Below are 23,155 nucleotides of genomic sequence, written 5' to 3'. Positions count from 1 at the left end.
TGGCCGTCGCCCGTTCAGGCCGGGACCGATGGGTGAGCTGACAGCATATGCTGGCAGTAGCCTTACAGAAATAAACATCTCTCAACACGACCAAACAGGAGGGCTTGTGAAGCTGCTGGTCACCGGAGGTGCCGGCTATATCGGAAGCGTCGTGGCCGCCCAGCTCGTCGAGGCGGGCCACCGGGTCACGGTGCTGGACGACCTGTCCACCGGCCACGCGGACGCGGTGCCGGCGGGGGCGCGCTTCGTCGAGGCGTCGATCACCGAGGCCGCCGCCGTGCTGGACGGCATGGACGGCGTGCTGCACTTCGCGGCCAAGTCGCTGGTGGGCGAGTCCGTGGAGAAGCCCGCGCTCTACTGGGAGCACAACCTGGGCGGCACCCTCGCCCTGCTGGACGCCATGCGCGCCGCCGGCGTCGGGCGGATCGTGTTCTCCTCCACCGCCGCCACGTACGGCGAGCCGGAGCGCTCCCCGATCCTGGAGACCGACCCGACCCGTCCCACCAACCCCTACGGCGCGTCCAAGCTGGCGGTCGACACCGCGCTCGGCGCGTTCGCCGGGCTGTACGGCCTGGCCGCGGTGAGCCTGCGCTACTTCAACGTGGGCGGCGCCCACACCGCCGCCGACGGCCGCGTCTACCGCGAGCGTCACACCGTGGAGACCCACCTGATTCCCAACGTCCTGGCCGTGGCGCTCGGGCAGCGCGAGGCGGTCAACGTGTTCGGCACGGACTATCCCACCCCCGACGGAACATGCGTGCGCGACTACATCCACGTGGCCGACCTGGCGCGCGCGCACCTGCTCGCGCTGGACGCCTGCGCGCCGGGCGAGCACAAGGTCTACAACCTGGGCAGCGGCACCGGTTTCTCGGTCCAGGAGGTCCTGTCGGTCTGCCGCGAGGTCACCGGGCACGAGATCCCCGCGATCGTCGCCGATCGCCGCCCCGGCGACCCGGCGGTGCTGGTCGCCTCCTCGGAGAAGATCAAGAGCGAGCTCGGCTGGAAGCCCGAGCACCCGTCCCTGCGGGACATCGTCGCCGACGCCTGGGACGCCTCGCCGCGCTGAACGCGGCGGGGCCTCGGCGGCCACGCGCGCGGACCTCAGCGCATGAGAAGGCGGGCCACGTTGTTGCGCGGACGGCGGTCTCCCAGGTGGGCGGAGTAGACGGCGGCCTCCGCGCGCACCGCCCGGCCGCGCACGCGGAAGGAGAGCCGGAGCCTGACCTGCTCGCCGGAGCCGACGGAGCGCAGCGCGCAGCCCACGTAGCCGGGGTAGGGACGGCAGCGCGCGCCCCGGGCCGCCACGAAGCGCGCCCGCCCCGCCTGGAAGAGGACCAGCGCGTCGCGGACGGTCCTCGGCCCCCGGTTGCGGACCGTCGCGCCCATGGTGACGGTACGGCCGGCGCGCGACCTGTCCGTCAGCCGGAGGGCCAGGTCCGCGCCCTCGGCCACCGGGGTGAGCAACCGCGCCGAGTCGTTGGCGGCGTTGCCGTCCACCACCTCGGAGGTGATCGAGGCGGTGGCGGTCAGCGGGCCGCGCGCCCCGGGCCGGACCACACCGGTGATCGTCACCCCGCCGGTGCTCCCGGCCGGGACGTCGGCGTCCGAGGCGCAGATCACCTCGCCCCGGACCCGCCCCGGCCGGCACTCGGCCACGTCGGCGTTGACGATCTCCACCCCGGCCGGGATCCGGACGGTGAGCACGGGCAGCACCGCGTCTCCCGGGCCCGCGTTGCGCACGTTCACCCGGTAGAGCAGCGGCTGTCCGGGCTGCGCGCGCCGCGGCGAGGCGTCCAGCCGCACGGACAGGTCGGCCCCGCCCCAGTCCGGTTCCGGGGGCGCCGCCAGCGCCGCCGTACCGGGCACCGAGACGAGAACGACACCGATCAATACAGCGGCGAGCCGCGCCGCACCACGCGTCATGAACACCGATCCCCCGACCCTCAGAGGTCATTGAACGCGCAGATCGCCCCTTCCCGCCCGACCGACACGCCGTTCACCGCACTCTCCGTGTTCACGCCGTATGACGCCGGAGCGTCCGCCGTGCCACGAAAAAGCCCCCGGCCCGCCGGAATTCCGGCGGGCCGGGGGCCCCTACGGGGACCGCCGGGTCAGATCAGGCCGAGCTGGCGGACGGCGTCGCGCTCCTCCTCCAGCTCGCGCACCGAGGCGTCGATGCGCTCGCGGGAGAAGGCGTCGATCTCCAGGCCCTGGATGATCTCCCACTTGCCGTTGCGCGAGGCGACGGGGAAGGAGGAGATGAGGCCCTCGGGCACGCCGTACGAGCCGTCGGACGGGATGGCGGCGGAGGTCCACTCGGCGCCGTTGACCCAGTCGTAGACGTGGTCGATCGCGGCGTTGGCGGCGGAGGCGGCCGAGGACGCGCCCCGGGCCTCGATGATCGCGGCACCGCGCTTGGCCACGGTCGGGATGAAGGTGTCGCGCAGCCAGCCCTCGTCCACCAGCTCAGCGGCGATCTTGCCGCCGACCTCGGCGTGGAACAGGTCGGGGTACTGCGTGGCGGAGTGGTTGCCCCAGATCGTCATCTTCTTGATCTCGGTGACCGGGACCTGGAGCTTGGCGGCGAGCTGGGAGAGCGCGCGGTTGTGGTCCAGGCGGGTCATCGCGGTGAAGCGCTCGGCCGGGACGTCCGGCGCGTGCTGCTGCGCGATGAGCGCGTTGGTGTTGGCCGGGTTGCCCACGACCAGGACGCGGATGTCGTCGGCCGCGTGGTCGTTGATGGCCTTGCCCTGCGGGCCGAAGATGCCGCCGTTGGCCTCCAGCAGGTCGCCGCGCTCCATGCCGGCCTTGCGCGGCATGGCGCCGACCAGCAGCGCGACGTTGGCGCCGTTGAAGGCGACGTTCGGATCGTCGGTGATCTCGATGCCGCTCAGCAGCGGGAACGCGCAGTCGTCGAGCTCCATCGCGGTGCCCTCGGCGGCCTTGACGGCCTGCGGGATCTCCAGCAGGCTCAGCTTGACCGGGACGTCGGCGCCCAGCAACTGGCCCGACGCGATGCGGAAGAGCAACGCGTAGCCGATCTGACCGGCGGCGCCGGTGACGGTGACCTTTACGGGAGTCTGGGCCATGACCTTCCCCCACTCGAAGCGTGAATTCTGACGGACGGGATGTTACCCCTCGGCCTGCGGCGGTCTCCCGGCGAGTGCCCCGATCCGCCCTCCGGGCAGCGCGAGGAGCGCCAGGAGGGCGAGCAGGGCCCCGGTGACGGCGAGCCAGGGGACGACCGTGGCCGTCGCCGCGGCGTGCGCGGCCTGCGCGCCGTGGAGCGGGGCCTGATCCCGGATGACGGAAGCGTAGAGGGAACCGGCCAGGGCCAGGGCGACCGAACCGCCGATCTGCCGGAAGAAGGTGAGGTTCGCACTGGCGGTGCCGATGAACCGGGGCGGGACCGAGAACTGGACCGCCACGGTGAGCCCGGACAGCATGGGCCCCATGCCCAGGCCGAGCAGCGCCATCCAGCCGGCGAGGGCCGCGCCGGAGGTGCCGGCCGTGAGCCCGGAGCACAGCAGCGCGCCGACGGCGATCAGGAACGGCCCGGCCACCAGCCACGGCTTGTATCGCCGGGTCTTCGAGATGAGCGCGCCGGTGACCATGCTTCCGGCGACCATGCCGAGCATGAGCGGGTAGATCCGCAGGCCGGAGTCCGTCGCGCTGAGTCCCAGGGACTCCTGGAAGTAGCGCGGCAGGAAGACCACGCCGGCGTAGAGGCAGGCCGCGGTCAGGAACGAGGCCGCGTTCGCCAGGGCGTAGGTCCGGTTGCGGAACAGCTCCAGCGGGATGATCGGCGCTGAGGCGCGCCGTTCGACCTGGATGAACACCGCCAGCAGGACGACCGCCGCCGCGATCGGCCACAGCACCGGGCCGCTGGTCCACGACCGGTCGTCCAGGCCCTTCTCGGTGAGGCCGACGAGCAGGGCGCCGATCGCCGCGGTGAACACGGCGATGCCCGCGTAGTCGGGACGGGTGCCGCGGCCCTGTCCGGGGGAGTACGGCAGCCGCGCCACGACGACCGCGACGACGGCCAGGCCGATCGGTACGTTGACCAGGAAGGCCCAGCGCCAGCTCGCGGTGTCGGTGAACACCCCGCCGAGGAACGGCCCGGCGATGTAGCTCAGCGCCATCACGCCGCCGAGGGCGCCCTGCACCCGTCCGCTCCTGTCGGGCGGGAACAGGTCCATCACCAGGGCCAGCGAGAGCGGCAGGAGGGCGCCCGCGCCGAGTCCCTGCACCGCGCGGAAGGCGATGAGCTGGCCCATGTCCTGGGCCACGCCGCACAGCACCGAGCCGAGCAGGAACAGCGCGACGCCGACGAGTAGCAGCGGCTTGCGGCCGTAGATGTCGGACAGCCTGCCGTACAGCGGGACGGTGATCGTCGAGGTGAGCAGATAGGCGGTGACGACCCACGTGTAGAGGTCCGCGCCACCGAGCTCCCGGACGATCTGCGGCAGGGCGGTGCCGACGATCGTCTGGTCGAGCATCGCCAGGAACATCCCGCCGAGCACGGCGAGCAGGAGCAGCCCGTTGCCGGTGCGGTTCTCCGAGGGGGGATTCGAAACGTCGATAGCCACGTGTCGATACTTACCTGTTGTTTTCAACATGTCAATCCGCACCTAAGATGGGGGCATGTCCCTGCGCATGGCACTGCTCGGCCTGCTGACCATCTCGGGCCCGGCGAGCGGTTACGACCTCACGAAGCTCTTCGAGAGCTCGATCAACCACGCCTGGCAGGCCCGGCACAGCCAGATCTATCCGGAGCTCAACAAGATGTCCGCCGACGGCCTGGTGACGGTCGGGGAGCAGGGAGCCCGGGGCCGCAAGACCTACGCCGTCACCGAGGAGGGAGCCCGGCTGCTGCGCGAATGGCTGCTGGCGGGGGAGCCCTCCCGGCTGGCCCGCCACGAGGAGTCGCTGCGCGCCTTCCTGGTGCCCGCGCTGGAGCCGGACGAGGCCGTGGCGCTGCTGCGGGAGCAGGCCCGCGGCTACGACGCCAGGCTGGCCGAATTGGAGGCGCTCGGAGAGCCCAAGACCCTGGAGCGTGGGAGGCGCGCCGAAGGTTTCGGCAGATACGCCCTGGACCTGGGGCTGCGCCACATGCGGATGATGCGGGACTGGGCCCGCGACACCGCCGACGAGATCGAGCGGTCTAGCCGCAGTCGGCCATAGCGGGAAGCTCGTCCTCGCGGGTGGTGAAGTCGACGTTGGCGAAGTGCTTGTCGAGCAGCTCCTTGACGGTGCCGTTCTGATAGAGGTCGGCGATCACGGCCTGGATGGCCTTGCAGGCGCGCTCGTCGCCCTCGCGCAGGGCCACGGCGTAGCGCTCGTCGGTGAGTTCGAGCCCGACGACCTCGTAGCGGGCCGTCTCCCGGTTGGCGTACCCGGCCAGCAGGAGGTCGTCGCCCGGCACCGCGTCGACCTCCCCGGCCCGCAGCTTGTCCATGCACTGGGCGTAGTTCTCGGCCCGGACCAGCTGCAGGTCGCCGTCGACCTCCCGGCTCACCCGCTCGGTCGAGACGCTGCCCATCGGCTGGCACATCCGCTTGCCGCGCAGGTCGGCCGCGGAGCCGATCGCGGCGCCGTCCCTGACGAGCACGTCGACGTGGGCGAGGTAGTACGGCCCGGCGAAGGTGACGTCGTCCTTGTCGTTGATCGAGTAGGTCGAGATGACCATGTCGACCCCGCCGTCCGCCAGCAGTCCGGGCCGCTCGTCCCGCGCCGTCTCCCGGAAGGTGATGTTGCCCGCGGGCACCTCGAGCGCCTCGGCGATCTCGGTGGCGAGGTCCACCTCGAACCCGGTCCAGGTCCCGTCGGTGTTCTTCAGGGCGATGCCCGGCAGGAAGTTGCGCATCCCGACGGTGAGCTTCCTGGTCTTCGCGGCCCGGTCCACCAGCGAGGTGAAGCCCGGCGGGGTGGAGTCCGTGCCGGGCGTGACCGTGGGATCGGAGCCGGTCAGGAACGGCGGGCGCCAGCCGGTGGCGTAGACGGCCGAGGCGCTCCCGAGCAGCGCGATGAGGATGGCCGCCGCGGCCCAGACCGTCCGCCGCGAGCGCCTGGGCGCGGGCGGGTCGGCGGGCGGCACCGGCCGGGTCGCCCAGCTCGGCGGCCCGACCTCCCCGCCCGGCCAGCCGTGGGCGGAGGGGTCCGGGTGGGTGGGGTACGGCACGCGCACGCCGGTGGAAGGATCGGGCGGCCCGGAGACCTGGCCGGCGTGGGCGCCCGCCTCGTCCGCGGCGGTGGCCTCGGTGCGCCGGCCGGTGGCGGGCGGGGCGGGGAGGGGCCCGGCGGCGCGCGGGTCCTGAGTGCCGGAGAACGGCTGGGACGCGCCCGTGCGCGGGTCCTGAGTGCCGGAGAACGGCTGGGACGCGCCGGTACGGGGGTCCTGGGGGCCCGGCAGCGGCAGGCGCGGGCCGGTGTGCTGCGGGATGCGCATGGGGTTGGTGGCGTCCCCCGGCTCCGGGGCGGCGACCTGCGCGCCCTGGGTGAGCAGCGCCGGGGAGACGCTCGTGGCCTCGGAGCGGCCGAGCAGCCGGAGCAGGAGCTGGTCGGCGGAGGGCCGCTCGGCGGGGGCCTTGGCCAGCGCCGCGCTCACCACGCTCCGCAGCGGCTCCGGCATGGAGGTGACGTCCACCTCGTGGTTGAGGATGCGGTTCAGCACCACGGCGATCGAGCCGCCGGAGAAGGACGTCTCTCCCGTCGCGGCGAACGCGATGGTCGCGCCCCAGGCGAAGACGTCGGTGTACGGGCCGACGTCGTCGCCGGAGATCTGCTCCGGCGCCATGTAGGCGGGGGTGCCGATGGCCCGGCTGGTGATCGTGCCGGTGGAGTCGATGATGCGGGCGATGCCGAAGTCGACGACCCGGGGGCCGTCGGCGGCCATGAGCACGTTGTCGGGCTTGAAGTCGCGGTGCACGATCGAGGCGTGGTGGATCGCGACGAGCGCGGTGGCCGTGCCGACCGCCAGCCGCTGCAGCGGGGCGCCCCGGAGCGGGCCCTCGGCCTCGACGACCTCCCTCAGCGACCTGCCCTCGATGTACTCGCTGGCGATGTAGGGGGTGTCGCCCTCCAGGTCCACGTGGACCACGCCCGCGGTGCAGAACGAGGCGACCCGCTGGGCCGCCCGCGCCTCCCGGGCGAAGCGGGACCGGGCGGAGGCGTCGCCGGTGAACTTCACGTGCAGGAGCTTGATCGCCGCCCGCTCCCCGGACGCGTCCTCCCCGAGGTAGACGATCCCCTGGCCGCCCTCGCCAATGCGCCCGACGACGCGGAACGGCCCCAGCTGGCGCGGCTCCCCCGCTCCCAGTGGCTCGATCTGCGGCATCTTCGTCCCCACGGTTTCGTCAAACTCTGACCAGCCAAACTTTACGGCCCGCCGACGTCTTGACCCTACGCGTTACCGCGACGTGACCCTGTTGGCGTCCCGGCGCGCCTCTCACCGCTCACCCGCCCTCGCGGACTCGCCGGACACCGAACTATCAATAACGACAATCGCCACGATTTGGCGCTATAGCCTCTTGGCTCGCTACCGTTGAGATCCCCGACCAAGCGGAGCAAGGGCCTATGAGGCGATATATCGGTTTTCGCGAGTTCGTCCAGCGCGATCAGCGCTCGCTCGTCGGCACCGGCCTGCTCCTGACCGGCAGCCACGAGCAGGCCATCCGGCTGACCCTGCAGGCCCTGCGCGTCGTCGGCGCGGCCTGGCCCCCCGCCGCCTGGGAGAGCCCGGGCGAGCACGCCCACATCGCCCTCTACCACGCCTTCCTCCGCCGGCCCAGCGCCGCGGGGGCGACCGCGCTGGTGAAGCTCCCGCCCCGGCGCCGCCTCATCGTCGTGGCCTGCCTGCACCACGACAGGTCCCCGGCCGAAGTGGCCGACATCCTGGGTCTGTCCGCCGAGACCGTGGAGGCGGAGCTCGCCGAGGGGGTCGAGACCCTCACCAAGGGCGACCACAAGCGTCTGGTCAACCGGTTCGCCATGCAGGCGGGCGAGGCGTCCGTCCCCGACCTCTCGGCCCGCTCCCTGACGACCCTGCGCCGCCGGGGCAGGCGGAGGGCCCTGCTGACGGCGTTCGTCCTCGTCCTGATGGTCGGCCTCATCATCGGCCTCACCCCGCAGGGCCAGGCCTGGCTTCCCGCCCTCGCCTCGGGCGAGAACGGCCCTCAGGCGTCGGCCATGAGCCGGGAGACCGCCGCCCCCTCCCCGGACCCGGGCGCCGCTCCCACGCCGTGGCAGGCCCCGCGCACGTCCTATGTGATCCATCACGCGGTCCCCGAGAAGTGCGCGGGCGCGCGTCCCGCGACGCCGTGGGCGGGCAGGGACCTCTGCTCGGGCTGGACTCTGACGCTGATCTCCAACGACCCCGCGAAGGAGCACGCCAACCTGCCGAAGGCGACCTGCGAGCCGCTCCCCTGCCAGACCGCTCTGAGCATCCCAGAGGCGGTCCAGGAGCTGGGGGACGGCGACGGCAGTTCCTGGCAGTTCGACCTCGCCCTCAGCCGCGACGGCCGGCGCGTCGCCTACCTCAGCGCGGCGGAGCGCAGGTACGTCGCCCACGACCTGCCGTCCGGGACGAAGCGGTACCTGTCCCCGGTGCTCACCCCGGCCGAGGTCGGGCACGGCCCGTCCGTCAGCGTCTCCCCGGACGGCCGCCACTTCACCGTGGCCCTGACCTCCGGGCGGCTGCGGACCGACTTCACCACCGGCTCGGCGACCACCCTGTCCGCCGCGGACCTCACCCCCGTGGAGAAGGCCGCGGACTGGCTCAGCGAGGAGTACCCCTTCTGGGCGGACTCCCCCAGCGGCAAGTACGCCGCCGCCACGGTGCCGGGGGATTCCAAGAACGACGCCCTGCACATCGTGGACGCCGCCTCGCGACGGGTCGTCAAGCGCCTGCCGCTGCCCTCGCTGGGGGAACCCGTCGACGGCGGGGTCGTCGACTGGCTGAACGCCCGCGAGGTCGTCGTCATGCTGACCGGCCGTACCAGCCAGGACGTCCTGGGCTTCTACCGGATCGACGCGGTCACCGGCCGGGCCCACCGCCTGCCCGGTCTCCCCGCCGACAAGCGGGTCGTCATCGGCGCGACCACGGCGCCGTGACCCCCGGCCCGGCGCCGTCGAGACGGCCTCGCCGGGTCACGGCGCGGGAAACCCCTACCCCGGCTCTCCCCGGTGCTCCGCCATGAACTCCGCATATCCACAGGCGGAGGTGACCGGCCCGGTTATCCCCGGAAGGGCTTCGACGAGGGGAACGCCCGCCTCGGCCGTCCCCCACCACCGCTCCACCCGGGCCCGGAGGTCGATCACCTCCGTCGCCGTCTCGCAGTCGGTGACGGCGTAGTCGACCACCACTGGCAGCCTCTCCCCCGCCTCGAGGACCCTGGGGAAGTCCCGTCCGTCCTGGGCGGTGACGGAGTACGGCGCCAGCCCCCGGCCGCTCGCCGTCAGCTCCGCGACCGTGATCGGCAGGAACCCGTCGTTGACGACGGTCCTCTCCTCGTGGACGAGGAGGGTTCCGGGCCGTTCCGGACTGTCGTCCAGGAGTTCCTCGCCGAAGCCCCCGGAGAAGGCCGAGAACCTGGGTGCGAGTGCGCCCGCCTGCCAGAAGAGCAGGCCCGCGGCGACGAGGACCAGGCCCGCGCAGCCCGCCACTGTGAACCGGCGCCGGTCCCGCCGGGTGAGTGTCCCCACCCCGGAGTCCCGAATTCCCGGAATCTGGCCAGAAGTCACAATATCCCCCCTTATGCACTGATATTTGATCATGCTAGATTCCCGGTTCGGACGGAAGGGGGACCGTGCTGTCCATCGCTCTCGTGCTCGCCCCGATCGCCCTGATCCTCGTCCCTGCCGTCACCGACCAGGTCGAGCCGGGGCAGATCAAGCGGTTCGTCCGCCGCCAGGGCCTCGCACCGGCCCCTGCCGACAGCGACCTCATCCTGACCTACCTGCGGGTCACCCGCCGCTGGCGGGCCCTCGGCCTGGTCTTCGGGGCACTCGCCGTACTCGCGTCCGAACCGCTCAGGATCGCTCCGCCCTTCCCAGTCCTCGGCTGGTTCGCCGGCGTGCTGGTGGCGGAGGTACGGCTGGCACGGGCCCGGCCGGCCGGGCGGAAAAATCTCGGCGTGCGGCTGGTCCCGCCGGTGGCGACCTGGCTGTGGGGCGTGAGCGCGGTGGTCGCGGGAGCGCTGGCCGTCTCCGGGGTGGCCCGGTTCCTGCTGCTCGACGCGGGCATGACCACCCTGCTGTGGGCCCTGATCACGGCGGCCGCCGTACCGGCCGTGATGCTCCTGACCCGGGGGCTGCGGACGCGGCCGCTGCCCCTCGAACCGGCCGACCAGGCCGCGCTGGAAGCCGCCGCACGGTCCCGATCCACGCACGTGCTGCTGAGCGGCCGGGTCGCGGCGGAGGTGGCCGCCACCGGGGCGCCGGCGGGCGGTCACCGCCGCCGTCACGGCCGTCTCGGTGACCGTCGCGCTGGGCGCCGCCCTCACCTGGTCCGCCACCGTCCCGCGGCCGCCCGAGAAGCCTGTCACCTGGTCCGCACGTGACGAGGAGAACACCTCGTCCCTGCCGATCGCCTCCGCGGCGCTGTCGAAGTGCGGCACCCGCCTGACCGTCCGGGACTGCGTGACGTGGAGCCTGTTCCCGGAGGACCAGGGGCCCGACGAGCCGAGGCGCCGTCTCTGGTTTCCGCAGGCCGCCGCGTTCGCCGGACGGTGGGGACCGCTCCCACGCCCCGCGCCGCTCGCACTGAGCGGCGACGGCTTCCACGCCGTCTACCTGCACACCCGGACCCGGCGGATGGTCCACCACGATCTGCGCACCGGAGCCCGCCGCGACCTCACCGGCCCGCTGCCCGACGCGGATCTCCCGGTGCCGGTGCTCTCCTACGACGGCCGGTACGTCGCCCTCACCACCGGGACGGGGCCGGGCACGACCCGCCTCGTCGGCACCGGCGACGGGCGGAGCGTGGAGGTGCCGGGCCTCGCCCGGGTGCTCGGCGTCGGCCCGGAGGGCTTCGCGGCGGTCACCGTACCCGAGGACGACAAGACCGACCTGGTCACGGTGGACCTGCGCGGCGCCGTACGCACGAGGGTGCCCTTCGACTCCGCGTCGGTCGCCCGCCTCTTCCCGGACGGGCGCCGCCTGCTGGTCCTCACCGGGGGCGGCGAGGCGGTGACGGTGAACCCGGCCACCGGGAGGACCGTGCGCCGGGTGAAGATCAAGCTCCGGCTGGACCCGTACGGCAACGCCCCGGAGTTCCTCGGCTGGAGCGGGGACGGCCGCTTCCTGGCCAGGCTCTCGCCCGAAGAGCCCGATGACGGCGGACTCCACCTGGTCCACCCTGCCACGGGCGAGATCGCCGAACCTCGGGACTCCGGTCCCGTCGAGGACTCCGGGAAGACGGTGATCGGGAAGGTGAGCGGCGAGTGACGACCGGGCCGATCCGGAGCCGGGGAAAGCAGAGGGCCGCCCCGAGGGGCGGCCCCGCGTGCTGTCCTGACCTGGTCAGGCCATCTTCTTCTTGAGGTTCTCGTCCAGGGCCGCCAGGAAGTCCTGGGTGGTCAGCCACTCGGCGTCGCCGCCGACGAGGAGGGCGAGGTCCTTGGTCATCTGGCCGCCCTCGACGGTCTCGATGCAGACCTGCTCCAGCTTCTCGGCGAACTCGATCACCGCGGGGGTGTTGTCGAGCTTGCCGCGGTGCGCGAGGCCCCGGGTCCACGCGAAGATCGAGGCGATCGGGTTGGTGGAGGTCGGCTTGCCCTGCTGGTGCTGGCGGTAGTGACGGGTCACGGTGCCGTGGGCGGCCTCGGCCTCGACGGTGCGGCCGTCGGGGGTCATCAGGACCGAGGTCATCAGGCCGAGCGAGCCGAAGCCCTGGGCCACGGTGTCGGACTGGACGTCGCCGTCGTAGTTCTTGCAGGCCCAGACGTAGCCGCCCTCCCACTTGAGCGCCGCGGCGACCATGTCGTCGATCAGGCGGTGCTCGTAGGTCAGGCCGGCGGCCTCGAAGTCCTTCTTGAACTCGGTCTCGTACACCTCGGCGAAGATGTCCTTGAACCGGCCGTCGTAGGCCTTCAGGATCGTGTTCTTCGTGGAGAGGTAGACCGGGTAGTTGCGGGCCAGGCCGTACCGCATGGAGGCGCGGGCGAAGTCGCGGATGGACTCGTCCAGGTTGTACATCGCCATGGCGACGCCGCCGCCCGGGAAGTCGTAGACGTCGAGCTCGATCGGCTCCGAGCCGTCCTTCGGGGTGAAGGTGAGGGTCAGCGTGCCCTCGCCCGGAACCTTGAGGTCGGTGGCGCGGTACTGGTCGCCGAAGGCGTGACGGCCGACGACGATCGGCTTGGTCCAGCCGGGCACGAGCCGCGGCACGTTGGACATGATGATCGGCTCGCGGAAGATGACGCCGCCGAGGATGTTACGGATGGTCCCGTTCGGGGACTTCCACATCTTCTTGAGGCCGAACTCCTCGACGCGCGCCTCGTCCGGGGTGATGGTGGCGCACTTGACGCCGACGCCGTACTGCTTGATGGCGTTCGCCGCGTCGATCGTCACCTGGTCGTCGGTGGCGTCGCGGTGCTCCATCCCCAGGTCGTAGTACTTCAGGTCGACGTCGAGGTAGGGAAGGATCAGCTGGTCCTTGATGAACTGCCAGATGATCCGGGTCATCTCGTCGCCGTCAAGCTCGACGACGGAGCCCTCTACCTTGATCTTGGGCATGCGTGTGGTTCCCCTTCTTAACGAACAACCAGCCAGTTAGTCCTTTTGAGGCTCACTGGCCGTGAGGCTATCGGACGGGCGCCCGCACCCTGCGGGCCACCCGGTCATCCGACTTATGTGGGCATGGCTTTTTACAGAGGGATTTCGTCCTTGAGGATCAGGAGGACGGAGGCCGCCATGAGCGCGACGCCGAAGAGCCCGAGCGTGACGACGTCGGTCGCCTTCTTCCGTACGGCCAGCCGCCCGCCACCCCCGATCAGCCGGATGAGCGCGCCCAGCGCGATGAGGGCGCCCAGCCCGAAGCCGCCCCAGTAGAGATTCGGCTCCGGCGCCAGGGCGGCGTATGCCACGGCGAGGACCGCACCCGCCAGCACCAGCGGGTACGGTCCCCATCGATTGTCGGTTCTGTTCATCACCGCTCGTCGATCGGCTTCCACTTCTGGTCGCGCTCGCCGATGTACTCGCTGTCCGGGCGGATCAGCCGGTTGTCGGCGTGCTGCTCGATGACGTGCGCGGTCCATCCTGACATGCGGCTGACCGAGAAGACCGGGGTGAACAGGTCGGTCGGGACGCCGAGGTAGTGGTAGACCGTCGCGGCGTAGAAGTCCACGTTGGGGTAGAGGCCCTTCGTCTCGTAGACGACCTCCTCCATCTCCTTGGACATCCGGTAGTAGGTGTCGTCGCCGGAGGCCTCGGCCAGTTCCTGCGACATCCGGCGCAGGTGCGTGGCACGCGGGTCCTCGGTCTTGTAGACCCGGTGCCCGAAGCCCATGATCTTCTCTCCGGCGGCGAGCCGGTCGCGCACGGACTGGGCCACGCCGTCCGGGTCGAGCGACTCCAGGGTGCGCATGACCTGCTCGTTGGCGCCGCCGTGGAGCGGGCCCTTGAGGGTGCCGATCGCGGCGACGATGGCCGAGTGCATGTCCGACAGGGTCGCGGCGCAGACGCGGGCGGCGAACGTCGAGGCGTTCATCGTGTGGTCGGCGTGCAGGACCAGGCAGGCGTCGAAGATCTCCACCGCGCGCGGGTCCGGGACGCGGCCGGTGATCTGGAGCAGGAAGTTCGCCGCGATGCTGAGTTCGGGGTCCGGGTCGGGAATCGCGCTCCCGGTCCTGGCCGCGTGATAGCGGGCGACGAGCAGGGGCTGCTGCGCGGTCAGCCGGGCGGCCTTGCGCAGGTTGGCGTCCGGACTGTTGGAGTCCTTGTCCGGATCGTCGGCAGCGGCGAGGGAGACGAGGGTGCGCAGCGCCTCCATGGGCGCCTGCTTCTCCGCGATCTCGGGGATGTTGGCCTCGACGAGAGCGCCGAGCGTGCGCCCCCGGACCAGTTCCGTCCCGTAGGAGGCCAGCTGCTCCCGGTTCGGGAGCTTGCCGCACTGCAGCAGGTGGGCGGTCTCTTCGAAGGTGGTGCGGCCGGCCAGGTCATGGATGTCGTAGCCGCGGTAGAAGAGGCGTCCGGCCTTGCCGTCGATGTCGCTGAGCGCCGTGGACGCGGCTACGACATCGGCGAGGCCCTTGGTGGGTTTGTCCGCCATGAGTGTTTCCTCCGCTTATCTTCGCCCGAAGTCTACCCGTGAGCAGGCCAGACCCCCGCGAAAGGTCCAGACCAATTTCACGAAGGATTCTGCTTCTGGCAAAGGCGATTCCCCATCCCCTCGTCTGGGTAAGCCGGAGCTGTAGTAATAGTTACGGCGGGCTACCTGGGGAGGAACTGCCGTGGAGGGGCCGTTCATACGCATCGAGGACACCGGCGAGGTGGTCCCGTTGCGCCCCGAGATCACGACGGTCGGGCGCGGCCGAGGAGTCGACATCCGGCTCACCGACCCGAGCGTGTCCCGGTTGCACGCGGAATTCGTCCGGCGCGGACCTTACGTGTATGTCGTTGACCTGGGCCTGTCCCGCAACGGCACACGGGTGAACGGCAGGCCGATCGCCCGGAGGGTCCTTGACGACGGCGACGTCGTCTCCTTCGGCGCCGCCCGGGGCAGGATCGGCGGAGTCCCCCGTGAGGACTTCGTCCCCGAGGTCGAACTCCGCCGCGCCGCGGCGCCGGAGCTGACCCGGCGGGAGGTCGACGTGCTCACCTCGTTGTGCCGGCCGGCGCTGTCGGACGAGGCGTTCGTCGCGCCGGCGACCGCCCGCGAGATCGCCGACGACCTGGTGGTGACCGAGGCTGCGGTCAAGCAGCACCTGCTCCGTCTCTACCAGAAGTTCCGGATTCCGGAGGGCACCAACCGGCGCACCAGGTTGGCCAACGAGGTCGTCGCCCTGGGGCTGGTCAGGCCCACCCCGGTGGTTCCGCCGCAGCGAGCGGCCGGGACCCCGGAACAGCAGACCTCGGTGAGCCGCAGGGCGTCCTGACGTCCGCGGGCGTCCCGGTGCCGGACGGACGCCCCGCAGGCGAGACGCCCTGACCTGCCGCGGGGCCGCCCCGCAGGGGCCCCGCGGCCAGCCGGCGTTCCCCGGGGACGGCGCGGCCGGCCTGCCCGTGGAGGGTGCGGCCGGCCGGTGTTTCCCGCGGACGGCCGGGGTTCACGCCTTCTCGGCGGCCTCGACCACGTTGGCCAGGAGCAGGGCCCGGGTCATCGGGCCCACGCCGCCGGGGTTGGGGGTGAGGAAGCCCGCGACGTCCGCGACACCGGGAGCGACGTCACCGGCGATCTTCCCGTCGACCCGGGAGACGCCGACGTCGAGCACCGCCGCGCCGGGCTTCACCATGTCCGCGGTGATCAGGTGCGGCACTCCCGCGGCGGCGACGACGATGTCGGCGCGGCGGGTGTGCGCCGCCAGGTCCTGGGTTCCGGTGTGGCAGAGGGTCACGGTGGCGTTCTCGCTACGGCGGGTGAGCAGCAGGCCGAGCGAGCGGCCCACGGTGATGCCCCGGCCGACCACGACCACCTCGGCGCCCTTGATCGGCACGCCGTACTGCTGCAGGAGGATGACGATGCCGTTCGGGGTGCAGGGCAGCGGGGCGTCGACCATGTGGACCAGGCGCCCCAGGTTGACCGGGTGCAGGCCGTCGGCGTCCTTGGCGGGGTCCATGCGCTCCAGGACCGCCTGGGTGTCCAGATGCCGGGGCAGCGGGAGCTGGACGATGTAGCCGGTGCACTCCGGCATCGCGTTGAGCTCGTCGATGACCTTTTCGAGCTCCGCCTGGGTGGTGTCGGCGGGCAGATCCCTGCGGATGGAGGCGATGCCGACCTCGGCGCAGTCGCGGTGCTTGCCCGCGACGTAGATCTGGCTGCCCGGGTCGTCGCCCACGAGGACGGTGCCGAGGCCGGGGGTGATCCCCCGCTCCTTCAGCGCGGCCACCCGCGCCGTGAGGTCTGCCTTGATCTTCGCTGCGGTGGCCTTGCCGTCCAGAATCTGCGCGCTCATGGGACCAACCTTCTCATGAGATCAACCGCGTCCGGCGGCCCGCCACCCTCCGTGGCCGCCCGGGCCCGCGCTCACCTGTCCGGGTGGGAGCGCCCGGCGGGATCAGCCGCGGCCGGCCTCACGCTGCTCGATGATCCGGCGCGTGAAGGGGATGACCTCCATGAGCTTCCCACCCATGTATGCCGAACCGAGCGCGAGCACCACCAGGACGATCGGGCTCTGCCAGAGGCCGCCGATGATCACCATGATGGGCAGGATGAGGTCAAGCATGGGCATGGGAGGTCTCCAAAGGGCCGGGATCGGGAATGCTTCAGGCTAATCACAGGGCAAAGATGATTAAACCTAAACAACCTGCTTATTTCGCCACTTTCTTGTCACCTGTCCCAGCATTCCGATCCGGCGGCGGCCGGAGATCCGGAACGTCTCCCGGAGTAGGAACGACGCGAAAGCGACATCAGCAGTATCGGCGAGGCCGTTCCTGACCATAGGGCTTCGGCGGGGGCCCGCCCGCCCGCACCCTCCCCGCACCCTCCCCGCACCTTTCCCGCGACGGCTCATCGCGGAGAAGGCACGGCCGCCGCGGGGACGCGGCGGCCGTACCGCGGGCTCCGGAGCCCTCAGGTGTAAGGCCCTTAATGGAAGAAGTGGCGGGTGCCGGTGAAGTAGAGCGTGACCCCGGCGGCCTCGGCCGCGGCGATCACCTCGTCGTCCCGGATCGAGCCGCCGGGCTCCACGATCGCCTTCACACCCGCCTCGATGAGGGGCGCGGGGCTGTCCGCGAACGGGAAGAACGCGTCGGAGGCCGCGACCGACCCCTTGGCGCGCTCGCCGGCCCTGGTGACCGCGAGCCGGGCCGAGTCGACCCGGTTGACCTGACCCATGCCCACGCCGACGCTCGCCCCGTCCGCGGCGAGCAGGATCGCGTTGGACTTCACCGAGCGGCACGCCTTCCAGGCGAAGGCCAGGTCGGCGAGGACCTCCGGGGAGGCCGCGGGACCCGCCTTGAGCTCCCAGGTCTCGGGCGCGTCGCCGGGGGCGTCCACCCGGTCGGCCGTCTGCACCAGCAGGCCGCCGTCGATCCGGCGGAACTCGGCCGCGTTGGCCGGGCCCTGCGGGCAGGCCAGCAGCCGGATGTTCTTCTTCCCGGTCAGCACGGCCAGCGCCTCGTCGCTGAAGGCGGTGGCCACCACGACCTCGGTGAACACCTCCGCGATCTGCCGGGCCAGCTCCCCGGTGACCTCGCCGTTGACCGCGATCACCCCGCCGTAGGCCGAGACCGGGTCGCAGGCGTGCGCCTTGCGGTGCGCCTCCGCCACGTCGGCGCCGACCGCGATGCCGCACGGGTTCTGGTGCTTGATGATGGCGACGGCGGGCTCGGCGAAGTCCCACGCGGCCCGCCAGGCGGCGTCGGCGTCGAGGTAGTTGTTGTAGGACATCTCCTTGCCGTGCAGCTGCTCGGCCCCGGCCAGCCCGCCGGCGCCCGAGGTGTAGAGGGCGGCGCGCTGGTGCGGGTTCTCGCCGTAGCGCAGCGGCGCCGCCAGCTCCCAGGAGGCGCCCATGAAGGCGGGCCAGGCGTCGTCCTCGGCGGCGTACACGTTGGCGAACCAGGAGGCCACCGCGGTGTCGTAGGCGGCGGTGTGGGCGTAGGCCGCGGCGGCCAGGCGGCGGCGCTCAGTGACGGTGAACCCGCCCTCGCCGACCGCGGCGAGCACCTCGCCGTACGCCCCGGGGTTCACCACGACCGCGACGGTGCCGTGGTTCTTGGCGGCGGCGCGGATCATCGCCGGGCCGCCGATGTCGATCTGCTCCACGCACTCGGCGTCGGAGGCGCCGGAGGCGACGGTCTCCTGGAACGGGTAGAGGTTGACCACGACCAGCTGGAACGGGTCGATCTCCAGCTCTTCCAGCTGCGCGAGGTGGGCCGGGTTGCCGCTGTCGGCCAGCAGGCCGGCGTGCACGCGCGGGTGCAGGGTCTTGACGCGACCGTCGAGGCACTCGGGGAAACCGGTCAGCGTCTCCACCGGGGTGACCGGGACGCCGAAAGAAGCGATCTTCGCTGCGGTGCCGCCGGTGGAGACGATCTCCACTCCCGCGGCGTCGAGTCCGCGTGCCAGCTCCTCCAGCCCGCTCTTGTCGTACACCGCGATCAACGCGCGCCGGATGGCGATGCGGGTCACTTCCTGGTCCTCCTGTTGCTTCCGGTGGTCCGGGGCGCCCGGCTCGTGCGCCGGGTCGTCCGAGGTCGCCGGGCGTTCCGGGGAACGGCACGCCCGAAGGTCGCGGGACGCGCCGGCTAGCCGGCGTGCCCGAGGTCGCGGGACCGCCCGATGCGGACGGTCCTGCCGGTCACGGTCCAGCCCTCGCGGGCCATCCGGCCGACGGTCTCGACGAGCAGGCCCCGTTCGACGGCCTTGATGCGCTCGTGCAGGGTGTGCTCGTCGTCGCCGTCGTAGACGCGGACGGCCTCCTGGGCGACGATCGGCCCGGTGTCCACCCCGGCGTCGGCGAGCATCACGGTGCAGCCGGTCACCCGCACGCCGTAGGCGAGGGCGTCGCGGACCCCGTGCGCCCCCGGGAAGGAGGGCAGCAGCGCGGGATGGGTGTTGAGAACGGGGAAGGCGTCCAGCGTGGGAGCGCCGAGGATCTTCATGAAGCCCGCGAGCACCACCAGATCGGGCTTGTGCTCGGCGACCTTCGCGGCGACCGCCAGGTCCCACGCCTCGCGGGTCGGGTGGTCGGGGACGCGCTCGACGAAGGTCGGCACTCCGGCGCGCTCCGCGCGGGACAGCCCTTCGATGCCCTCGCGGTCGGCGCCCACCGCCACGATCCGGGCACCGTACCCCTCGTCCTCCACGGCGTCCAGCAGGGCCTGTAGGTTGGTTCCAGAGCCGGACACGAGAACCACAAGCCGAACGGCCTGGGATGACACCGACGCACTCCATTCGGACGGGGACTCACGCCGCTGCAAGGGTATCGGCCCACCGGCTCACGTGACGCAAGGAGGTCCTGCAGGTGACGACACCGGTCCAGCTACGGCCCGCCGAGGGTGCGGGACGACGGGCGTTGTGGCTGGCGTTCGCGGCGGTCGTGCTGACGCTCATCCTCCCCCTGGCGGGGGTGTTCATGTCGCTCTTCGCACTCGTCGTCTCGGTCCGCGCGATCCCCACACTCAAGCTGGTGTCCAAACCCGTCGGCCTGGCCGTCACAGGGATCGTCCTGTCGTCCCTGGCGCTCCTGGCCTCGCTCTCGGTGACGGCGTTGCAGTTCTACCTCAGCGACGAGCTGTCCGCCTACGCCGAGTGCAAGATCGGCGCGGGTACGGTCACCGCCCAGAACGAGTGCGTGGAGCAGCTGGAGCGGGCCATGGAGAAGCGTTTCCCCTTCGTCGAGCCCGGCAGCCTCGAGTTCCCCTTCCCTCCCTGATCGCCGGCCCTTCCCTGTTCCTCACTCCTCGCCGCCGGCCGGTGCGCGGCCGGCGGCGAGATCGAGTGCCGCGCCGGCGGTGAGGCCGGGTGCCGCGTCGGCGATCCGCTGCCGCATCGACCGCCGCCCCAGGGCCTCCAGCGCCTCGTCGACGATCCGGCTCAACGGGAACGACAGCTCCGCTTCGAAGGCGGCGGCCGCGGCGGCGGTGGCCGCCCACTCCGCCTCCAGCGTCGGCACGAGCGCCTCGGCCTTCGGCGTGAGCCCGACGATCCTCTGGCGTGCGTCCTCGCCCGGCGTGAGGGAGACCAGCCCGTCCCTGGCCATCTGGGCCACGGTCTGGCTCGCCGCGGAGTGCGTCACCCCGATGGCGCGTGCCAGGTCGCGGATCGAGCGGGGGCCGGAGGCGGCCAGCACCCTGACGACCGGGGTGAACCGGGGGCGGAAATCCGCCAGCCCGAGATCGGCGTAGACGGCGGCGACGTCCCCGTCGAGCAGGTCGAGCAGATGACGCAGTCGCGTCCCGAGAATCGCGGGACCGGAGGGCGGGACGTCCATGGCTAAAATATAACAGCGCTGTTAGATCTGACGAAGGGACCCCCGCCATGGCCAGCCCTCATCCCCCGATCGAGCCGTACGACCACGGGATGCTCGACACCGGTGACGGAAACTTCGTGTACTGGGAGGTCTGCGGCAATCCTGACGGCAAGCCCGCCCTCGTCGTCCACGGCGGGCCGGGAGGCGGGTGCACGGCCGGCCAGCGGCGGACCTTCGACCCCGAGCTCTACCGGATCGTCCTGTTCGACCAGCGCGGCTGCGGGCGCAGCACGCCGCACGCGAGCGACCCCGCAGCCGACATGAGCCTCAACACCACCGAGCATCTGCTCTCCGACATGGAACTGCTGCGTGAGCATCTCGGCGTCGACCGCTGGCTGCTGTACGGCGGCTCGTGGGGATCCACCCTGATCCTCGCCTACGCCGAGCGCCACCCCGAGCGGGTCTCGGAGATCGTCATCCCCGCTGTCACCACGACCCGGCGCTCGGAGGTCGACTGGCTCTACCGGGGCGTCGGGCGTTTCTTCCCCGAGCAGTGGGACCGGTTCCGGGCCGGCGTCCCCGAGGCCGACCGCGACGGTGACCTCGTCGCGGCCTACGCCCGGCTCATGGAGCACCCCGACGCGGACGTCCGGGCGAAGGCCGCGATCGACTGGATGACCTGGGAGGACGCGGTGATCTCCCTGGAGTCGAACGGCACGCCGGGCGCCTACGGCGACCGCCCGTCGGACGACCTGATGGCGTTCGTCCGGATCTGCGCGCACTACTTCGCCAACGGAGCGTGGCTGGAGGAGGGCGCGCTGCTGCGCGACGCGGGACGGCTGGCCGGGATCCCGGGCGTCCTGATCCACGGCCGCCACGACCTGGGCTCCCCGGTGGGCACCGCCTGGGAGCTCGCCCGCGCCTGGCCCGGCGCGGAGCTGATCGTCATCGAGGACTCGGGGCACACCGGCAGCGACGCGATGCGCGACGAGATCCTCGCCGCGATCGACCGGTTCGCCGAACGGTGAGGCGGCCCGGCCCGGCCGGGGTCAGTCGCGGTCCCAGGCGTAGGGGTCGAGGTAGATGACGTGGCCGCCCTTGTCGTCGGTCTCGTCGACGATGTCGCGCCGGGGCGGCCGGGGCTCCTCGTGACGGGGGCGTGAGTCCTCGCCCGGGGCCTCCGCCGCGACCGAGGCGTGCTCGTCCTCCCAGTCGTCCCGGATGACCGGGATCGGCTGGGTGTCGCACTCGGTGGCGTCCAGCCAGTGACCGGGGAGCGCGCGCGACTCGCCCGGCTCGGCGAACCCGGCCTTGCTCGCCACCGACCCGGCGGCCTTGGCCAGCTTGACGCCCGCCTTGCGGACCGGGGCCGTGGCCGTTCCGACCTTGGCGGCGGCCTTGACGACGGCGGGGTGCTGGCCCCGGAAGATCAGCCACCAGTTGGCCAGGCCCGCCGCGATCCCGGCGGCGACGCCGGTCTCCAGCGTCACCGAGAGCATGACCTCCCATCCGGCCGGGCCCATCGAGGCGAGCCTGGCCCCGCCGAGCGCGCCCCCGGACAGGGCCGCCAGCAGCCCCGCCACGCAGCCGGTCGTGACGCCGCAGGCGAAACCCCACAGGGGCGCCCCTTCGTACGAGGCCGACGGGGCGATCCGGACGAGCACGACGCCCCCCACGGCCCCGGCCACGAACGGCACCGCTATCACCGCCATCACCCAGGCCGGGGTCGGCCCCGCCTCCGGGAGCGCGCCCAGGATGGGCAGGCTGGGCACCGTGCTCAGTTGCACGCCGGTCGGGGCGACCAGCGTGCCGGTGCCGACGGCGAAGCCCGGCCCGGCGATGTAGGCCATCCCCCAGATGAACGCGTTGAGCAGGTAAAGCCCCTGGACCAGCAGGAGCAGCAGGCCCCCGACGAACCCCGGGGCCAGGACGTCGGTCAGCTGCCGGACCTGGTCGAAGTTCGCCACGGCGGCGCCGAGCACCAGGATCGCGCCCGCCGCCAGCATGACCCCCGTCGCGGCGGCCGTGCCGGCCGCGACCGACCGCACCCGCTCCGGCAGCAGGCGCACCATCGACCGCCACGGCCCGATCACCCTGACCGTGCCCAGCGTGCCCGCCAGGAAGGCCAGCGCGAGATGGCTGACCAGGACGTCGCCGAGGAACGGCTGGGTGATCTCGTTCCGGGCGACGAGCGCGATCCCCCCGGCCAGCAGCGCGTACGGCGCCGCCAGCGAGACGCCTCCCTGCGCGACCAGGGCGAGCTGCGCCCGGCGGCGGGCCTTGGCCTCGTCCTTGGGGCTGTCCTTGGGCAGCCGGGCGGGCATCCGCAACCGCAGGTCGGCGTCCCGGGCCATCCAGATCCCGGCGCGGTAGAGCAGGAACGTGGGCAGGATCGTCAACCCGAGCGGGATCAGCCCGACCGATCCGCCGGGGATCGCGAATCCGGCGTGGTGGGCCGCCAGCCAGAGCTGCGCCGCGGTGCGGAACACGCCGGGCAGGCCGGGACCGATCGCGTCCCGGGGCGCGGCGATCCAGCCGATCAGGGTGAGCGTGGTGAGCACCGCCAGACCGACGCCGAGCGTCCAGACCGCGGCGAGAACCCCGGAGACGGGGAGCGGACGGCGGATGTCGTCGTCACCCGTGACGCCGGGCAGGGGGATGCGGCGCAGGACGGTACGGGGAGCCGTCCGCAGCTGGTCGAGAAGGGCGGTCACAATACTCGATAGTCTCAGGATCTTGCGTGTGCACGGGCCCTCATCCGTCCCGCGTGTCGCGGAACGCCTCCGGAAGCCGTCCCGGTCACGACGGAACCGGTCTCCCCTCCGGACCCGGCGCCGCCCGCGACGGCACGGGTCATCCCCATGGAAACCGCCCCGCGGACGACGACTCCGAACCGGCATCGCCCGCGGCGGCGCCACGCCGTCCCACGGGAATGGCCCGTGAACGACGGCGCCGGTACGGCGAGACGCCGTACCGGCCTTCCCGGCGCCCGCCGTACGGCGAGCAGCCGGTGAACGTCCGTAACCGCTCAGGGTGGTGCGCCCGGCGGCTACCGGGGGCGGTCCCTAGCGGGACTGCATGAT

The 23,155-nt window shown here is 72.1% G+C and carries 22 protein-coding genes; 8 read left to right on the top strand and 14 right to left on the bottom strand.

Going from position 1 to position 23,155, the window contains the following annotated elements; translation table 11 throughout:
- Positions 1-106 precede the first annotated feature (106 nt).
- Positions 107-1,066, top strand: coding sequence for a UDP-glucose 4-epimerase GalE (galE, locus tag Plo01_RS03800; protein WP_203889071.1), 960 nt, complete (start codon positions 107-109; stop codon positions 1,064-1,066).
- Between the two features lie 35 nt (positions 1,067-1,101).
- Here the strand turns inward: galE and Plo01_RS03795 are convergent, their stop codons facing one another.
- The 3 genes from Plo01_RS03795 to Plo01_RS03785 form a co-directional block, all read right to left on the bottom strand.
- A complete protein-coding gene (locus Plo01_RS03795) occupies positions 1,102-1,923 on the bottom strand; it encodes a DUF11 domain-containing protein (RefSeq protein WP_203889070.1) in 822 nt (273 codons plus the stop codon).
- A gap of 188 nt (positions 1,924-2,111) precedes the next feature.
- The gene (locus Plo01_RS03790; protein WP_203889069.1) at positions 2,112-3,089 is read right to left on the bottom strand and encodes a malate dehydrogenase; all 978 of its coding nucleotides are present in this window, start codon (positions 3,087-3,089) and stop codon (positions 2,112-2,114) included.
- A gap of 42 nt (positions 3,090-3,131) precedes the next feature.
- A complete protein-coding gene (locus Plo01_RS03785) occupies positions 3,132-4,589 on the bottom strand; it encodes an MDR family MFS transporter (protein WP_203889068.1) in 1,458 nt (485 codons plus the stop codon).
- A gap of 55 nt (positions 4,590-4,644) precedes the next feature.
- Between Plo01_RS03785 and Plo01_RS03780 the strand changes: the two genes are divergently transcribed.
- Positions 4,645-5,184, top strand: a complete 540-nt coding sequence (locus Plo01_RS03780; protein WP_203889067.1) for a PadR family transcriptional regulator — start codon at positions 4,645-4,647, stop codon at positions 5,182-5,184.
- Here Plo01_RS03780 and Plo01_RS03775 read toward each other — a convergent pair.
- Entirely contained in the window at positions 5,165-7,348 is a 2,184-nt protein-coding gene (locus tag Plo01_RS03775) for a bifunctional serine/threonine-protein kinase/glutamate ABC transporter substrate-binding protein (protein WP_203889066.1), read from the bottom strand. The two genes, Plo01_RS03780 and Plo01_RS03775, sit on opposite strands and share 20 nt — an antisense overlap.
- A gap of 227 nt (positions 7,349-7,575) precedes the next feature.
- Here Plo01_RS03775 and Plo01_RS03770 point away from each other — a divergent pair, with 227 nt between their 5' ends.
- On the top strand, positions 7,576-9,111 hold the full coding sequence (locus Plo01_RS03770) for a sigma factor-like helix-turn-helix DNA-binding protein (protein ID WP_203889065.1): 1,536 nt from the start codon (positions 7,576-7,578) through the stop codon (positions 9,109-9,111).
- A 54-nt stretch (positions 9,112-9,165) separates the two neighbouring features.
- On the opposite strand, the gene Plo01_RS03765 is transcribed toward Plo01_RS03770, so the two are convergent.
- Complete coding sequence (locus tag Plo01_RS03765; protein ID WP_203889064.1) at positions 9,166-9,702, bottom strand: hypothetical protein; 537 nt, start codon at positions 9,700-9,702, stop codon at positions 9,166-9,168.
- Positions 9,703-9,806: 104 nt separating this feature from the next.
- Here Plo01_RS03765 and Plo01_RS03760 point away from each other — a divergent pair, with 104 nt between their 5' ends.
- Together Plo01_RS03760 and Plo01_RS03755 are read left to right on the top strand one after the other, a co-directional pair.
- Positions 9,807-10,559 (top strand): hypothetical protein, encoded by a 753-nt coding sequence (locus Plo01_RS03760; protein WP_203889063.1) that lies wholly within the window; start codon positions 9,807-9,809, stop codon positions 10,557-10,559.
- Positions 10,474-11,445 (top strand): hypothetical protein, encoded by a 972-nt coding sequence (locus Plo01_RS03755; protein WP_203889062.1) that lies wholly within the window; start codon positions 10,474-10,476, stop codon positions 11,443-11,445. Before Plo01_RS03760 ends, Plo01_RS03755 begins: the two co-directional genes overlap by 86 nt.
- 75 nt (positions 11,446-11,520) lie before the next feature.
- Here the strand turns inward: Plo01_RS03755 and Plo01_RS03750 are convergent, their stop codons facing one another.
- From Plo01_RS03750 to Plo01_RS03740, 3 genes are all read right to left on the bottom strand, one after another.
- The gene (locus tag Plo01_RS03750; protein WP_203889061.1) at positions 11,521-12,735 is read right to left on the bottom strand and encodes an NADP-dependent isocitrate dehydrogenase; all 1,215 of its coding nucleotides are present in this window, start codon (positions 12,733-12,735) and stop codon (positions 11,521-11,523) included.
- 131 nt (positions 12,736-12,866) lie between these two features.
- A complete protein-coding gene (locus Plo01_RS03745; RefSeq protein WP_203889060.1) occupies positions 12,867-13,148 on the bottom strand; it encodes a DUF3017 domain-containing protein in 282 nt (93 codons plus the stop codon).
- Positions 13,148-14,269: a citrate/2-methylcitrate synthase gene (locus Plo01_RS03740; protein ID WP_203889059.1), complete on the bottom strand. Its 1,122-nt coding sequence runs from the start codon at positions 14,267-14,269 to the stop codon at positions 13,148-13,150. Before Plo01_RS03740 ends, Plo01_RS03745 begins: the two co-directional genes overlap by 1 nt.
- A gap of 181 nt (positions 14,270-14,450) precedes the next feature.
- Between Plo01_RS03740 and Plo01_RS03735 the strand changes: the two genes are divergently transcribed.
- On the top strand, positions 14,451-15,095 hold the full coding sequence (locus Plo01_RS03735; RefSeq protein WP_203889058.1) for an FHA domain-containing protein: 645 nt from the start codon (positions 14,451-14,453) through the stop codon (positions 15,093-15,095).
- Positions 15,096-15,266: 171 nt separating this feature from the next.
- Here Plo01_RS03735 and Plo01_RS03730 read toward each other — a convergent pair whose 3' ends face one another.
- The 4 genes from Plo01_RS03730 to purN all read right to left on the bottom strand — a co-directional run bounded on the left by Plo01_RS03730 (position 15,267) and on the right by purN (position 19,041).
- Complete coding sequence (locus Plo01_RS03730; RefSeq protein ID WP_203889057.1) at positions 15,267-16,112, bottom strand: bifunctional methylenetetrahydrofolate dehydrogenase/methenyltetrahydrofolate cyclohydrolase; 846 nt, start codon at positions 16,110-16,112, stop codon at positions 15,267-15,269.
- A 102-nt stretch (positions 16,113-16,214) separates the two neighbouring features.
- Positions 16,215-16,388 (bottom strand): hypothetical protein, encoded by a 174-nt coding sequence (locus Plo01_RS03725; RefSeq protein WP_203889056.1) that lies wholly within the window; start codon positions 16,386-16,388, stop codon positions 16,215-16,217.
- 356 nt (positions 16,389-16,744) lie between these two features.
- Complete coding sequence (gene purH, locus Plo01_RS03720) at positions 16,745-18,289, bottom strand: bifunctional phosphoribosylaminoimidazolecarboxamide formyltransferase/IMP cyclohydrolase (RefSeq protein ID WP_203889055.1); 1,545 nt, start codon at positions 18,287-18,289, stop codon at positions 16,745-16,747.
- Between the two features lie 116 nt (positions 18,290-18,405).
- Positions 18,406-19,041, bottom strand: a complete 636-nt coding sequence (gene purN / locus Plo01_RS03715) for a phosphoribosylglycinamide formyltransferase (protein WP_203889054.1) — start codon at positions 19,039-19,041, stop codon at positions 18,406-18,408.
- Between the two features lie 83 nt (positions 19,042-19,124).
- On the opposite strand from purN, the gene Plo01_RS03710 reads away from it, so the two are divergent.
- Entirely contained in the window at positions 19,125-19,535 is a 411-nt protein-coding gene (locus tag Plo01_RS03710; protein WP_203889053.1) for a hypothetical protein, read from the top strand.
- Between the two features lie 21 nt (positions 19,536-19,556).
- Here Plo01_RS03710 and Plo01_RS03705 read toward each other — a convergent pair whose 3' ends face one another.
- Entirely contained in the window at positions 19,557-20,093 is a 537-nt protein-coding gene (locus tag Plo01_RS03705; RefSeq protein ID WP_203889052.1) for a MarR family winged helix-turn-helix transcriptional regulator, read from the bottom strand.
- Positions 20,094-20,140: 47 nt separating this feature from the next.
- On the opposite strand from Plo01_RS03705, the gene pip reads away from it, so the two are divergent.
- Entirely contained in the window at positions 20,141-21,100 is a 960-nt protein-coding gene (pip, locus tag Plo01_RS03700) for a prolyl aminopeptidase (protein WP_203889051.1), read from the top strand.
- Positions 21,101-21,121: 21 nt separating this feature from the next.
- On the opposite strand, the gene Plo01_RS03695 is transcribed toward pip, so the two are convergent.
- Positions 21,122-22,786, bottom strand: a complete 1,665-nt coding sequence (locus tag Plo01_RS03695; RefSeq protein WP_203889050.1) for a cell division protein PerM — start codon at positions 22,784-22,786, stop codon at positions 21,122-21,124.
- Positions 22,787-23,155: the final 369 nt, after the last annotated feature.

Origin of the sequence: Planobispora longispora (genome assembly GCF_016863135.1) — a bacterium.
In the GTDB taxonomy this organism is placed as follows: Bacteria; Actinomycetota; Actinomycetes; order Streptosporangiales; family Streptosporangiaceae; genus Planobispora; species Planobispora longispora.
The sequence above is the reverse complement of the archived record's forward strand: the minus strand, read 5'-3'. Positions and strand labels throughout refer to the sequence as shown.

What these genes read in the sequence shown, in the direction of transcription:
- Plo01_RS03750 (WP_203889061.1), bottom strand. Translation starts at nt 12,735, where the DNA reads ATGCCCAAGATCAAGGTAGAGGGCTCCGTCGTCGAGCTTGACGGCGAC.
- Plo01_RS03730 (WP_203889057.1), bottom strand. Translation starts at nt 16,112, where the DNA reads ATGAGCGCGCAGATTCTGGACGGCAAGGCCACCGCAGCGAAGATCAAG.
- Plo01_RS03725 (WP_203889056.1), bottom strand. Translation starts at nt 16,388, where the DNA reads ATGCCCATGCTTGACCTCATCCTGCCCATCATGGTGATCATCGGCGGC.
- Plo01_RS03740 (WP_203889059.1), bottom strand. Translation starts at nt 14,269, where the DNA reads ATGGCGGACAAACCCACCAAGGGCCTCGCCGATGTCGTAGCCGCGTCC.
- Plo01_RS03705 (WP_203889052.1), bottom strand. Translation starts at nt 20,093, where the DNA reads ATGGACGTCCCGCCCTCCGGTCCCGCGATTCTCGGGACGCGACTGCGT.
- Plo01_RS03795 (WP_203889070.1), bottom strand. Translation starts at nt 1,923, where the DNA reads ATGACGCGTGGTGCGGCGCGGCTCGCCGCTGTATTGATCGGTGTCGTT.
- Plo01_RS03780 (WP_203889067.1), top strand. Translation starts at nt 4,645, where the DNA reads ATGTCCCTGCGCATGGCACTGCTCGGCCTGCTGACCATCTCGGGCCCG.
- Plo01_RS03745 (WP_203889060.1), bottom strand. Translation starts at nt 13,148, where the DNA reads ATGAACAGAACCGACAATCGATGGGGACCGTACCCGCTGGTGCTGGCG.
- pip (WP_203889051.1), top strand. Translation starts at nt 20,141, where the DNA reads ATGGCCAGCCCTCATCCCCCGATCGAGCCGTACGACCACGGGATGCTC.
- Plo01_RS03790 (WP_203889069.1), bottom strand. Translation starts at nt 3,089, where the DNA reads ATGGCCCAGACTCCCGTAAAGGTCACCGTCACCGGCGCCGCCGGTCAG.
- Plo01_RS03770 (WP_203889065.1), top strand. Translation starts at nt 7,576, where the DNA reads ATGAGGCGATATATCGGTTTTCGCGAGTTCGTCCAGCGCGATCAGCGC.